This window comes from Rhizobacter sp. (genome assembly GCF_035702065.1).
Lineage (GTDB): Bacteria > Pseudomonadota > Gammaproteobacteria > Burkholderiales > Burkholderiaceae_C > Rhizobacter.
On sequence record NZ_DASSRA010000073.1, the window covers coordinates 1 to 11,945 of the forward strand.

The 11,945-nt window shown below is 65.8% G+C and carries 12 protein-coding genes; 8 read left to right on the plus strand and 4 right to left on the minus strand.

What is annotated here, in order from left to right; translation table 11 throughout:
- On the plus strand, nucleotides 1-1,350 hold a 1,350-nt coding region (gene groL / locus VFL64_RS03340; RefSeq protein ID WP_489538966.1), incomplete at its 5' end, for a chaperonin GroEL.
- An 84-nt stretch (nucleotides 1,351-1,434) separates the two neighbouring features.
- Here the strand turns inward: groL and VFL64_RS03345 are convergent.
- Nucleotides 1,435-2,616, minus strand: coding sequence for a hypothetical protein (locus VFL64_RS03345; RefSeq protein ID WP_489538967.1), 1,182 nt, complete (start codon nucleotides 2,614-2,616; stop codon nucleotides 1,435-1,437).
- A 130-nt stretch (nucleotides 2,617-2,746) separates the two neighbouring features.
- On the opposite strand from VFL64_RS03345, the gene VFL64_RS03350 reads away from it, so the two are divergent.
- The 3 genes from VFL64_RS03350 to VFL64_RS03360 all read left to right on the plus strand — a co-directional run bounded on the left by VFL64_RS03350 (nucleotide 2,747) and on the right by VFL64_RS03360 (nucleotide 6,391).
- Nucleotides 2,747-4,903, plus strand: a complete 2,157-nt coding sequence (locus VFL64_RS03350; protein ID WP_489538968.1) for a DUF1631 family protein — start codon at nucleotides 2,747-2,749, stop codon at nucleotides 4,901-4,903.
- Nucleotides 4,904-5,126: 223 nt separating this feature from the next.
- Entirely contained in the window at nucleotides 5,127-5,318 is a 192-nt protein-coding gene (locus VFL64_RS03355) for a hypothetical protein (protein WP_489538969.1), read from the plus strand.
- 284 nt (nucleotides 5,319-5,602) lie between these two features.
- Complete coding sequence (locus VFL64_RS03360; protein ID WP_489538970.1) at nucleotides 5,603-6,391, plus strand: sulfite exporter TauE/SafE family protein; 789 nt, start codon at nucleotides 5,603-5,605, stop codon at nucleotides 6,389-6,391.
- Nucleotides 6,392-6,400: 9 nt separating this feature from the next.
- Here VFL64_RS03360 and VFL64_RS03365 read toward each other — a convergent pair whose 3' ends face one another.
- On the minus strand, nucleotides 6,401-7,306 hold the full coding sequence (locus VFL64_RS03365) for an alpha/beta fold hydrolase (RefSeq protein WP_489538971.1): 906 nt from the start codon (nucleotides 7,304-7,306) through the stop codon (nucleotides 6,401-6,403).
- Nucleotides 7,303-7,992 (minus strand): ribosome biogenesis GTP-binding protein YihA/YsxC, encoded by a 690-nt coding sequence (gene yihA / locus VFL64_RS03370; protein ID WP_489538972.1) that lies wholly within the window; start codon nucleotides 7,990-7,992, stop codon nucleotides 7,303-7,305. The genes VFL64_RS03365 and yihA overlap by 4 nt, the downstream gene beginning before the upstream one ends.
- Before the next feature lie 62 nt (nucleotides 7,993-8,054).
- On the opposite strand from yihA, the gene VFL64_RS03375 reads away from it, so the two are divergent.
- The 4 genes from VFL64_RS03375 to msrQ all read left to right on the plus strand — a co-directional run bounded on the left by VFL64_RS03375 (nucleotide 8,055) and on the right by msrQ (nucleotide 10,880).
- The gene (locus VFL64_RS03375) at nucleotides 8,055-8,687 is read left to right on the plus strand and encodes a c-type cytochrome (RefSeq protein WP_489538973.1); all 633 of its coding nucleotides are present in this window, start codon (nucleotides 8,055-8,057) and stop codon (nucleotides 8,685-8,687) included.
- Nucleotides 8,688-8,801: 114 nt separating this feature from the next.
- Nucleotides 8,802-9,164 carry a hypothetical protein gene (locus VFL64_RS03380; RefSeq protein WP_489538974.1) on the plus strand — a complete coding sequence of 121 codons (363 nt, stop codon included), beginning with the start codon at nucleotides 8,802-8,804 and terminating at the stop codon, nucleotides 9,162-9,164.
- Nucleotides 9,165-9,234: 70 nt separating this feature from the next.
- On the plus strand, nucleotides 9,235-10,224 hold the full coding sequence (msrP, locus tag VFL64_RS03385; RefSeq protein WP_489538975.1) for a protein-methionine-sulfoxide reductase catalytic subunit MsrP: 990 nt from the start codon (nucleotides 9,235-9,237) through the stop codon (nucleotides 10,222-10,224).
- Nucleotides 10,225-10,226: 2 nt separating this feature from the next.
- Complete coding sequence (gene msrQ / locus VFL64_RS03390; protein ID WP_489538976.1) at nucleotides 10,227-10,880, plus strand: protein-methionine-sulfoxide reductase heme-binding subunit MsrQ; 654 nt, start codon at nucleotides 10,227-10,229, stop codon at nucleotides 10,878-10,880.
- A 73-nt stretch (nucleotides 10,881-10,953) separates the two neighbouring features.
- On the opposite strand, the gene VFL64_RS03395 is transcribed toward msrQ, so the two are convergent.
- On the minus strand, nucleotides 10,954-11,922 hold the full coding sequence (locus tag VFL64_RS03395; protein WP_489538977.1) for an ABC transporter substrate-binding protein: 969 nt from the start codon (nucleotides 11,920-11,922) through the stop codon (nucleotides 10,954-10,956).
- Nucleotides 11,923-11,945 lie beyond the last annotated feature (23 nt).

Genomic DNA, 11,945 nt, shown 5'->3' on the forward strand with positions numbered 1-11,945 from the left:
CGCGAAGGCATGAAGTACGTGGCCGCCGGCATGAACCCGATGGACCTGAAGCGCGGCATCGACAAGGCCGTCACGGCCCTGGTCGCCGAGCTGAAGAAGGCCTCGAAGGCCACCACCACCTCCAAGGAAATCGCGCAAGTCGGCTCCATCTCGGCCAACAGCGATGAGTCCATCGGCAAGATCATTGCCGATGCCATGGACAAGGTCGGCAAGGAAGGCGTCATCACCGTCGAGGACGGCAAGTCGCTCGAGAGCGAACTCGACGTCGTCGAAGGCATGCAGTTCGACCGCGGCTACCTGTCGCCCTACTTCATCAACAACCCCGAGAAGCAATCGGCGCTGTTGGACAACCCCTTCGTGCTGCTGTTCGACAAGAAGATCAGCAACATCCGTGACCTGCTGCCCACGCTGGAGCAAGTTGCCAAGGCCGGCCGTCCGCTGCTGATCATTGCCGAAGAAGTCGAAGGCGAAGCGCTGGCAACGCTGGTGGTCAACACCATCCGCGGCATCCTGAAGGTCGTGGCCGTCAAGGCGCCTGGCTTCGGCGACCGCCGCAAAGCCATGCTGGAAGACATCGCCATCCTGACGGGCGGCAAGGTCATCGCCGAAGAAGTCGGCCTGACGCTCGAGAAGGTCACGCTGGCCGACCTCGGCCAAGCCAAGCGCGTTGAAGTGGGCAAGGAAAACACCACCATCATCGACGGCGCCGGCGCTGCTGCCGACATCGAAGCCCGCGTGAAGCAAGTGCGCGTGCAGATCGAAGAAGCCACCAGCGATTACGACCGCGAAAAGCTGCAAGAGCGCGTGGCCAAGCTGGCCGGCGGCGTGGCCGTGATCAAGGTTGGCGCTGCCACCGAAGTCGAGATGAAGGAAAAGAAGGCCCGCGTCGAAGACGCGCTGCACGCAACCCGTGCCGCCGTTGAAGAAGGCATCGTGGCCGGTGGTGGCGTGGCCCTGCTGCGCGCCAAGCAAGCCGCTGGCGCCATCAAGGGCGACAACGCCGACCAGGAAGCCGGCATCAAGCTGGTCCTGAAGGCCATCGAAGCCCCGCTGCGCGAGATCGTCTACAACGCCGGCGGCGAAGCCAGCGTGGTCGTCAACGCCGTGCTGAGCGGCAAGGGCAACTACGGCTTCAATGCAGCCAACGACACCTACGGCGACATGATCGAAATGGGCATCCTGGATCCGACCAAGGTGACCCGCACGGCGCTGCAAAACGCAGCCTCGGTCGCTTCGCTGATGCTGACGACCGAAGCCATGGTCGCCGAGTCCCCGAAGGACGACGCACCGGCCGGCGGCGGCATGCCTGGTGGCATGGGTGGCATGGGCGGCATGGGCATGGACATGTAAGTCCAGGCTGCTCTCGAAAGAGAGACGCCAACTGCGAAAGGGCTGCTTCGGCAGCCCTTTTCTTTGGCGGCTACCCGTTGGCTGCTATGCGGCTTGGCGCATGCGCACCCCCAGGGGGTCATCGGGTGCCGCCACCATGACGTGCCGTGCACGCTGGATCACGCGGTCGTCCACGCAAGGGTGTGCGCTGTGCACCTGCGTCTGCGGGACACACAGGTCAATGCGGCGCAGGTTGGCCAGTTGGTCGTACGGCGCCGTCTCGAATGCGCAGCCGCGCCCGCCACCGGAGCCGCTCAGCAGTTGCACGATGACGTTCGGCCGTCCGGCCGCCACCTGTTCACGACGAAAGCGGAAGACGTAGCTCCCCTGCTCGTCCGTCACCGCGGCCCCCAGGTCTTCACGCAGGCCGGTGCCCACGTACGGCCCATCCGCAAGTTCGTCGGCCGACCGTTCGTAGTGCTGAAAGCGCAGCATGAGCCCGGGCGCGGGCTCGCTGACGCAATGCTGGCGCAGGGCTGCCTCGCGCATCTCGGCGATCACGTCCAGATCCCTGGGCGCGAGGCGGCCCAGACCTGCCTTTGGCACCACCGCCCTGAAGGGCATGCGTTTGACGGTGGTCTGCAGCGCGGCAACCATGGCTCGCTCGTCGTACTCGCGGCAGGCCACGTCCCGCAATGCACGCGATTCGAAGAGCAAGCCCACCGAGACCGCCGGCAGGCCGCTGGGGAGGACGAGCGGCGTGGGGTCACCCGCCGTGCCGCGCAAGGCCCGCAGCCGCTCGGGGTACAGCTTGCGGACCACCTCGGCCAAGTGCGGATGGCGTGCACACACGGCCGCCAGATCGACCGGCGGGTCGATCACGAGGTAGTCGTCGCGCCGCGGGTTGAACGGGCCGCTGCCCACGTGGCGCGTTACGCTGCCATAGACCACATGGTCGGCCTGGCTCACGGGCAGCGAGCAAGAGAGCACCAGGTCGTCGTAGTCGTTGTCCAGGCCCCCATCGTTCGATGCCAGTTCGAAGCGCAGCAGACCGCCTTCCACGCGCGGCAGGCCGATGCGCTGGAGCGAATCGGCCCAGGGGCGGCGGCCAGGGCGGTGCTGGACCTGCAGCGACCAGTGCCGCCCACTCACGAACACGGCCTTGCCGATGATGCCGTCGTAGGTGCCATTGCCGCGCTCGGCACCACGCACGATGAAGCGCTGGGCATAGGCCGCATTGAGCCCTGCCACCCGCAGCGTCCAGCTGCCCTGCATGCTGATGGCCATGGTGAATCCTCCTGAAGCCGCAAACGGTGCAGGCAGTGTTCAGCGCCAGGCTCGAGCCCGTCCTTGAACGGCCTGAAAGGTTCTGAAACGCCTTGCTTTGACAAGCCCGGGGCGCGCCTCAAAATAGCGCATGCCCATCGCACCGCTACTCCAGCGCTTCGTTGATGACGAGCTGAAACGCTCCGCCGACCTCATCTCCAAGACGCTCGCGGCCACGCTCGAGCAGTTGCGCCAGCCGCGCGACCACCTGCTCACCGCCAGCGAGCGCCAGCACTATTTCGGCCTGGTGCAGTCACTGCAGCAGAACCAGGCGCTGTACCAGCGCAGCTTCGTCGATGCCTTGCGCAAGCTGGTGCTCGCCGAGCTGGAGCCCCAAGCGGCCGACACCACCGGCGCCGGGCCACTTAGCCTGGGTGGCCTCGAGCTGATGGACGAGACGCGTGTCGAGTCCGACATCGAGATCTCGCGCGCCATCCAGCAGATCGACACCGGCGCCGAGTGGGAGCTGCGCGAGCTGCAGACCTTCACCTCCACACTGCGTGGGCAGGCCCACGTGACGGCCGAGTCCAACCCGCTGCGGCCGCAGTCGTACGCCCGCGCGCTCTGGCAGGCCGCCACGGCGCTGCCGATCGCGCCGGTGCAGCAGGTGATCCTGTTGCGGGTGTCGGCCACGGTGATCGCCGGCTTCTTGCGCTTGGCGTTCGCGGCTGCCTGCACGCGGCTGGAATCGCAGGGCGTGACCCCGGGCATCTACCGCACCGTCGTGATCGCCCCGGGCGCCGGGCGCGAAGAGCCACCCGAGATGGACGTCACCCGCCCCGGCGCGCTCGATGGCCTCATGCGCAGCATGCCGGGAGGTCTGGTGGCTGGCGCAGGCGCCCCCGAAGCGAAGCGCCGCGCCATGCCGATGGCTGCGCCAGCCCTCGAGCAGGCCCTCCTGCGCGTCGAGGAGCTGCTGAGCCGCATGCCCGTGGCGGCCCCTGCAGGCGCCGCCGACACCGAAACACCACAGCTCGCACAGCACCGCGCTGCGCTGATCGCCACCACCGGCGAAACGGTCGACCGCCAGATCATCGAGCTGCTGTCACGCCTGTTCGAGACCATCTTGTCCGACCGGTCCCTGCCGGCCGGGCTGCACGCCGTGATCGCGCGCATGCAGGTGTCCGCCCTGCGCATCGCCTTGCTCGACCCGGGCATGCTCGACGCCTACGACCACCCGGTGTGGGTGCTGATGGATCGCATCGTCAGCACCACCACAGCCTACCCACACGCCGGCGACCCGCGCCTGCAAGCGCTGCTCAGGTTCTGCGAAACCCTGGTCGGCGACATGGCGAGCGAGCCCCAGCAGGACACCGCCCTGTACCGGCGCAGCCTGGCGCGCCTGGATGGCTTTCTCGCTGAACAGCTCAGGCAGCAGCAAACCGCGGCCCAACCCACCATCCAGTCGCTCATCAAGGCCGAGGAGGCCGAGCAGTTGCAGCGCAATCTGTCGTCGCGCCTGGTCGAGCAGATGGTGCCGATCCAGGCCAGCGGCGTGATCCGCCGTTTCGTCACCTCCACCTGGGCGCGTGTGCTGACCGAATCCGTGATGCACTCCGGCCACCAGAGCGAGCAGACCGCCGGCTTCCTGAAGGCGGTGGACGACCTGCTGTGGAGTCTCAAGTTGCCCAGCCACCCGCAGAGCCGCCAGCGGCTGCTGGCCCTGCTGCCTGGATTGCTGCAACGCCTGCGCGACGGCATGGCGTTGATCAAGCTGCCAGCGCCCGAACAGCAGGCGGTGCTCGACGAGCTGATGAAGGTCCACTCCGAGGCCCTGAAGCCCGGCGCACGCAGTGAGCCGACGGCGGGCGAAGAGAACCTCACGCCCGAAGAGATCGTGCGCCGCATGCGCGAAGAGGTGGCCGTGGAGCCCGAGCCGCTCGACACCCCGGGCTTCAGCGATTCACTGATCGACCTCGGTTCGATGGAGACCGTACCGGCGGCCTTGATGAATGCCAGCGCCGAAGAACCCGGAAGAGACGCGCCCGGGTGGGTCAAGAACATGGCCATCGGTGAGCGTTACCGCCTCTTCCTGCACGGCGCGTGGACGCAGGTGCAGCTGCTGTGGCGCAGCGAGCAAGGCCGCTTCCTGCTCTTTGCCGGCGAAACGCCACTGCACACGCATTCGGTCAGCCAGCGCGCGTTGGAACGGCTGCGCGACGCCCAACTGCTGACACCGCTGTACGCCCACTCGCTGATCCAGCGCGCCGTCGACGGCATGCTGCGCAACCTCGCGCGCCCGACCTGATTGCCGTTCGTGGCAGATGTCACGGGCTGCACAGGCGGCCCGGAGCACTGGGCCGACAGGCCTGAACGGCCCCGGCATTCATCGCGTGAACTCGATCACGAGAGCTTTGAATTCGCGTGCAAAACACGGGTGCGGGTGGGAGACAAGTGGCCGACACAAACAGATACTCGCGCCAACGCACACCCATGCAACTTGCAACACCCGCCTCTTCACGGAGACCGCCATGAACCATGACACCCCTGCGCAGACACCCGCCGCTCGCGTGATCAATGCGTTCCTGCGCGTCCTGGACCCGGGTGAAGAGGTTTGTGTCGAGACCGAGCTGCTGAAGCACTTCCCATTCGCCCGCGTGGGTGAACAGCCTTCACAACACACCGCGCTGCGCATTCCCACGACCGCTCACGGCGCGTTGTAAGCGCAGGGCCGCGCGCGTTCTGCGCGCCTGCCAGACCACCCATCATTTCGCTCGGCTGACCAGCTGCCGCACGACCGTGCATTTCTCGTGGGCCCGACGGCCAAATGTCACGAAACCCGTGAGATACTGCGCCGGACTTTGACGGCCCACCCGCCGATCAGAGTTAACCAGCCGCACCAGACACCACCTTCAAGCGGCCTGCGGGATGGCACCATTCCTGCATTTGGTTCATAAGATCTCGCTCGTCAGGAATATGTCTTAACCGAAGCGAACATACCAATTTGATGGAAACCCTTGTATTGCTGGTGACCGGCGCACTTTCTGGGTTCATTGCAGGGTTGGTTGGCCTGGCTGGCGGCATCGTGGTGGTGCCTGCACTCACTTGGTTATATGGCAGCGCCGCGCTGCACGACGCCATTGTCATTTCATGGTTCGCCGTGCTTTTCAATTCCATTGGAGCGGCGGCCAAGCAATATCGAATCCGCACACCCGAAGAGCGCACGGAAATCATTACCAACTCGCGCTTCTATGTGCTCGGGGCCGTTGTCGTGACGCCGATCGTGGCGCTTACCCTCAGTGGGGCAAAGCATCTGGTCACTCCTGCCCTGGTGGCCGTGCTTCAGCTCTGCCTGGCCGCCGTGATGCTGTGGCCGGTGGCCGAATCCACCGGCGAGCGAGCTTCCAACAAATTCATGGATTTGTTCTTCGGTGGATTGATCGGTGGAGTATCCACCTTGATTGGCGTCGGAGGAGGCACTTACACCATTGCCTATTTCGTGTACGCCGCCAAGCGCAAATTCCAGGACGCCATCGCCACCGCCAACATGACGGGCTTGATCATCGGCGCCCTGTCGGTGGTTGGCTACCTGATATCGCTGCTGTATGTCGACCACAGCGCGACGACAAACCAGGCCAGCCCGATTTCCCCGATCGGCATGGTGATATTGATCGTCAGCGGCATGGTTTTCTCTTCGGTCGGGGTGAGGATGTCCCGAAAACTCCCGACCAAGGTACTGCGCAAGATCCTGGTGATTGCACTGATTATCTCGGCCGTTCGTTTGCTGATCGCCTGAGACGAGTTTTCAGCGCGCCAGAGCGGCTTCGATTTCTTGGGCGATCAACTGCGGACGCTCGTGCACGATCCAGTGCGTCGCACCGGGCACCCGCGTGAGGCTCAGGCGCGGCACGTAGGCCTCCAGACCATCGAGCAGGCTCGCGGGCAGAGCCCGGTCGGCCTCGGCCCAGACCACGTGGGTAGGCACACGTACCGTCACGAACTCAGGCGGGAACTGCAACGCCATCACCGGTGAATCGGGCGCCGTGGGCGGGCGCAACGGCGAAGCCCGGTAGTAGTTCAACGCACCGGTCAGCCCGGCCCGCCAGACGGTGCGGTATTGGTCTTTCACTGCCTCGGTGAGCCAGCCACCGCCGGGATGGCCCGGGTCGGTGGCACCCATGCCGGCCAGGAAGGGCCACATGAGAGCAAAGTCGTTCTCGCTCAGCTGGGCCTCGGCATCCGGCCGGCAGAGGAAGTTCATGTAGGCGCTGGCCGCCTGCTGGGCGGGGTCGGTCTGCAGGCCACGCAAGAAGGTCGCCGGGTGCGGTGAGTTGATGATCACCAGGCGCTTGAGGGCCTGCGGGTGCAAGGCGGCCACCGTCCAGGCCACGGCACCGCCCCAGTCGTGTGCCACCAGCGCTTCGAGCTGCCCGCCTCCGGTTTCGCGTTCGATCAGGGCCAGCAGGTCGGCCACCAGGTGCTTGACCCGGTAGGCCTGCACGTCGGCGGGCGCCGAAGACTGTTCGTATCCGCGCAGGTTGGGCGCAATGCAGCGGTAGCGCTGGCCGAAATGCGCCAGCATCTCGTCCCACACGAAGGCCGCCTCGGGGAAGCCATGCAGGAACAGCAGCACCGGCGCGCCCTTCGGGCCCGAAGCCCGGCAGTGCAGCGTGATGTCGTGCGGCAGCTTGGCAAAGAAGGTGTCGATCATGGGTGGACCCAAGAGTGCAGTACGCCGGCCGCATCGCCGACGCCGGATTTCTTCAGTGCGGAGAACAAGGCCACGCTCACGTCGGCCTCGTCGGTCGAGATCTCGCCGAGCACGTTCTGGGCGTTCATCAAGGCCTCGTTGGCTTCCTTGCGGTTGAGCTTGTCGGCCTTGGTCAGCAGCACCAGCAGCTTGACCGAACCGTTGCCCACGCGCGAGGAGACAAACTGGAGCAGCTGGAGGTCGAGGTCGGTGAAGCCCAGGCGCGAGTCGACCATCAGCACCACGCCCGTGAGGCTGCGCCGCAGCTCCAGGTAGTCGGCCATCACCTTCTGCCAGCGCAGCTTGGCGCCCTTGGCCACGGCCGCGTAGCCGTAGCCCGGGAGGTCGGCGAACAGCGCGTCGGCCGCCGTCTTCGGCCCCAGCTCGAAGAGGTTGATGTGCTGTGTGCGACCCGGCGTCTTGGAGGCGAAGGCCAGCCGCTTTTGCTGCGTCAGCGTGTTGATGGCCGTGGACTTGCCGGCGTTCGACCGGCCCACGAAAGCGATCTCGGGCAGCTCGGTCTGCGGCAGCTGGTCGAGCTGGCTGGCCGTGGTAAGGAAGCGCGCCGTGTGCGCCCAGGACAGCGAAGCCTTCTCGGCGTCGGATGGCGCGGGGACCGGTCGGTTTGAATTGTTTTGCTCGGCCATTCGGGCGCCCAAAACTTGCATTGTAAAATCTCCGGGTTTTGCATCAAAAAAGATTGAAGCCCATGAAGCCTTTCGCCCCCCTGCTGTCGAGCCTGATGCTGATCGCTGCCACCCTGGCACCGGCCACTGCCGCCGAGACCCCAGCCGCCGCAGCCAAGCCCGATCTGGCCAAGGGCCAGGCGATCTCCACCAACGTGTGCGGCGCCTGCCACACCGCCGACGGCTCGCGTGGCGCACCGGCCAACCCCATCATCCAGGGCCAGCACGCCGCGTACCTCGCCAAGCAGCTCACCGAGTTCAAGGCCGGCAAGCGCACCAACGCCGTGATGCAGGGCTTTGCCGCCACGCTGAGCGATGAAGACATCAAGAACGTCACCGCCTTCTACGCCTCCAAGCAAGCCAAGCCCGGCTTCGCCAAGAGCAAGGACACCGTGAGCCTGGGCGAGAAGATCTACCGCGGTGGCATCGCCGACCGCAGCGTGCCGGCTTGTTCGGGCTGCCATGGCCCGACGGGCGCCGGCATCCCATCGCAGTACCCGCGCCTGGGCGGCCAGCACGCCGATTACACCGAACTGCAACTGAAGGCCTTCCGCGACAACACGCGCAAGAACAGCGCCGTCATGTCGGGCGTCGTCGCCAAACTGAACGACAAGGAAATCAAGGCCGTCGCCGACTACATCGCGGGCATGCGCTGACCCCATTTCATGCGCGCACCCAGGCCGGTCATTGACCGGCCTTTTTTCATGGTGCGCGTGGCACGGCAAAGGGGGTCGGCCTATAGTGTCGCCACACCCACTCACGCCTGCGCCATGCCCTACATCCGCCGCGGCCCCGACGGTTCGATCGAAAGCCTGCACCGCCACGACACTGGCGGCATGGAGTTTCTTCCCGAGGGTCACAGCGAGCTGATGGCGTTCATCGGCCACAGCACAACCACCCCAGCCGAGTTCGGCCGCCTCGACGCCGACTTCGTGCGCGTGATCGAAGACGTGATCGACACGCTGATCGTCAAGAACATCATCAACATCACCGACCTCCCCGGCGAAGCGCAGGCCAAGCTGTTCGCCCGCAAGAGCTTCCGCGAGCGCGTGACGCGCAATTCGCTGCGGCTGTTCTCCGACACCCAGTTCGGCGCGGTGATCGACGACACCAATTTCGGCGATTTGTCCTGAACCCTTTGTAAGGGCCGCGCCTCCAACGGCGACATAGGCCCACGGGTTTCGACGCGCACCAGGAGTACACATGCACTACCGCAAAGACCGTGGCTTCAACCACGCCACCACTTCCGACATCACCCCGCGCGAGGTGTACGAGCGCCGCCGCGATCTGCTCAAGCTGATGGCGGCGGGCGGCGGCATGGCGCTGGCCGCCTGGGCGGGCCGCGACGCGATGGCACAGGCCGCGCGACCCGGCAAGCTGGCGGCGCTGCCCGGTGCGCGCAGCACCGTCTCGGGCGGTGCGACGATGGAAAAGCTCACGGCCTACGCCGACGTCACGAGCTACAACAACTACTACGAGTTCGGTACCGACAAGGGCGACCCGGTGCAGCACGCTCACACGCTCAAAACGCGCCCGTGGACGGTGGCGGTCGAGGGCGAAGTCAAAAAGCCCAAGGTCTACGACCTTGACGAGCTGCTCAAGCTGAGCCCGATGGAAGAGCGCATCTACCGGCTGCGCTGCGTCGAGGGCTGGTCGATGGTCATCCCGTGGGTGGGCTATTCGCTGGCCGAGCTGATCAAGCGCGTGGAGCCCACGGGCAATGCCAAGTACGTCGAGTTCACCACCCTGGCCGATGCCAAGCAGATGCCCGGGATCGGCTCACACGTGCTGGCCTGGCCCTACGTGGAAGGCCTGCGCCTGGACGAGGCCATGAACCCGCTGACGCTGCTGGCCTTCGGCCTCTACGGCGAGGTGCTGCCCAACCAGAACGGCGCGCCGGTGCGCGTCGCCGTGCCATGGAAGTACGGCTTCAAGAGCGGTAAGTCCATCGTCAAGATCCGCTTCACCGAGAAGCAGCCTCTCACCTCATGGAACCTCGCCGCGGCGCGCGAGTACGGCTTCTATTCCAACGTCAATCCGAAGGTCGACCACCCTCGCTGGAGCCAGGCCACCGAGCGCCGTATCGGCGAAGACGGCCTCTTTGCCAAGAAACGCCCCACGCTGATGTTCAACGGCTACGAGCCGCAGGTGGGCCAGCTCTACGCCGGCATGGACCTGCAGAAGAACTACTGACCATGTCGGCCGTGGTCTCTTCCTCGACAGCCCCGCCCCCCGCACGCCGGCGGCCGGTGCTGCTGCACCCTGCGGCCAAGCCGGCGCTCTTCGTGCTGTGCCTGCTGCCGTTCGCGTGGCTGTTCTATGGTGCAGCGGCCAACACCCTGGGCGCCAACCCGGCCGAAGCCCTGATCCGCGCCACCGGCGACTGGACGCTGCGCTTCCTGTGCTTCACGCTGGCCGTGACGCCGCTGCGCGTGATGAGCGGCCAGCCCGCACTGGCGCGCTTTCGCCGCATGCTGGGGCTGTTCACGTTCTTCTACGTGGTGCTGCACTTCCTGTCGTATGCCTGGCTCGACATGGGCTTCGACCTGCAGACGATCGCGAAGGACATCCCCAAGCGGACGTTTGCGCTGGTGGGCTTTGTGGCCTTCGTGCTGATGGTTCCGCTGGCAGCCACCTCGTTCAACCGTGCCATCAAGGCGCTGGGCGCCAAGCGCTGGCAAACCTTGCACAAGCTGGTGTACGCCGTGGTGCTGCTGGGCTTGCTGCACTTCTTCTGGATGAAGGCGGCCAAGAACAACTTCGGCGAGTGGTCGATCTATGCCGCCATCGTGGCCGCGCTGCTGGGGTGGCGCGTGTGGCAAGCGGTCCGGTCGCAAAAGAGGGGCTGAACCGCGTCGGCACGCGGTCGCAGCCCCAAGCGCGACACACACCCCTTGAGAATCGATCGGCCGGACAGGCCCTTCAATACTTGCGGTTCGGGAACTCCTTGGCTGCCACCTCGGCCGGGAACACGCCCTCGTTGGTCTTGATCCAGCGCGGAAGCGGCTCGCCGGCTGCGGCCTTCTTGGCCGCTTCCATCAGCTGCGGCCCGAGCAGCGGGCTGCACTCCACGCTCACGTTCATCTTGCCGGCCATCATGGCCTCGAAGGCGCCCTTCACCGCATCGACACCGATGACGAGGATGTCCTTGCCCGGCCTCAGGCCGGCCTCCTCGATGGCCTGGATGGCACCGATGGCCATGTCGTCGTTGTGCGCGTAGAGGACGTTGATTTTCTTGCCCTCGGCCTTCAGGAAAGCTTCCATCACCTCCTTGCCCTTGGCCCGCGTGAAATCGCCGGTCTGCGAGCGGATGATCTTGTAGCGCGCCTGCCCCTTGATCGCTTCCTCGAAGCCCTTCTTGCGGTCGTTGGCCGGGTCGGAGCCCACCGTGCCCTGCAGCTCGACGATGTTCACGTCGCCCTGCGTGGCCTTGGTGTGGTCGAGCAGCCAGCGGCCGGCGCGCCGCCCTTCCTCGACGAAGTCCGAGCCCACGAAGGTGGTCCAGGTCGATGTGTCCTTGACGTCCACGTTGCGGCTTTCCAGGATCACCGGGATCTTGGCCTTCTTGGCTTCCAGCAGCACCACGTCCCAGCCGGTGGTGACCAGCGGCGCGAGGATGATCACGTCCACCTTCTGCGCGATGAAGGCGCGGATGGCCTTGATCTGGTTCTCCTGCTTCTGCTGGCCGTCCGAGAACTTCAGCTCCACGCCGGCTTCCTTGGCGGCCGAGCGTATCGAGTCGGTGTTGGCCGTGCGCCATTCGCTTTCGGCCCCGGTCTGGGCAAAGCCGATCACCAGCTTCTTGCCGGCAGCCAGCGCCACGCCGGGAGCGCACAGCGCCACCGCGGCCGACAGGGTCGTGAGCGCCCTGCGTCTGTTCATCATCTTCATCCTCGTGTCTCCTCGTGTGAAAG

What these genes read in the sequence shown, in the direction of transcription:
- VFL64_RS03345 (WP_489538967.1), bottom strand. Translation starts at nt 2,616, where the DNA reads ATGGCCATCAGCATGCAGGGCAGCTGGACGCTGCGGGTGGCAGGGCTC.
- VFL64_RS03350 (WP_489538968.1), top strand. Translation starts at nt 2,747, where the DNA reads ATGCCCATCGCACCGCTACTCCAGCGCTTCGTTGATGACGAGCTGAAA.
- VFL64_RS03355 (WP_489538969.1), top strand. Translation starts at nt 5,127, where the DNA reads ATGAACCATGACACCCCTGCGCAGACACCCGCCGCTCGCGTGATCAAT.
- VFL64_RS03360 (WP_489538970.1), top strand. Translation starts at nt 5,603, where the DNA reads ATGGAAACCCTTGTATTGCTGGTGACCGGCGCACTTTCTGGGTTCATT.
- VFL64_RS03365 (WP_489538971.1), bottom strand. Translation starts at nt 7,306, where the DNA reads ATGATCGACACCTTCTTTGCCAAGCTGCCGCACGACATCACGCTGCAC.
- yihA (WP_489538972.1), bottom strand. Translation starts at nt 7,992, where the DNA reads ATGGCCGAGCAAAACAATTCAAACCGACCGGTCCCCGCGCCATCCGAC.
- VFL64_RS03375 (WP_489538973.1), top strand. Translation starts at nt 8,055, where the DNA reads ATGAAGCCTTTCGCCCCCCTGCTGTCGAGCCTGATGCTGATCGCTGCC.
- VFL64_RS03380 (WP_489538974.1), top strand. Translation starts at nt 8,802, where the DNA reads ATGCCCTACATCCGCCGCGGCCCCGACGGTTCGATCGAAAGCCTGCAC.
- msrP (WP_489538975.1), top strand. Translation starts at nt 9,235, where the DNA reads ATGCACTACCGCAAAGACCGTGGCTTCAACCACGCCACCACTTCCGAC.
- msrQ (WP_489538976.1), top strand. Translation starts at nt 10,227, where the DNA reads ATGTCGGCCGTGGTCTCTTCCTCGACAGCCCCGCCCCCCGCACGCCGG.
- VFL64_RS03395 (WP_489538977.1), bottom strand. Translation starts at nt 11,922, where the DNA reads ATGAAGATGATGAACAGACGCAGGGCGCTCACGACCCTGTCGGCCGCG.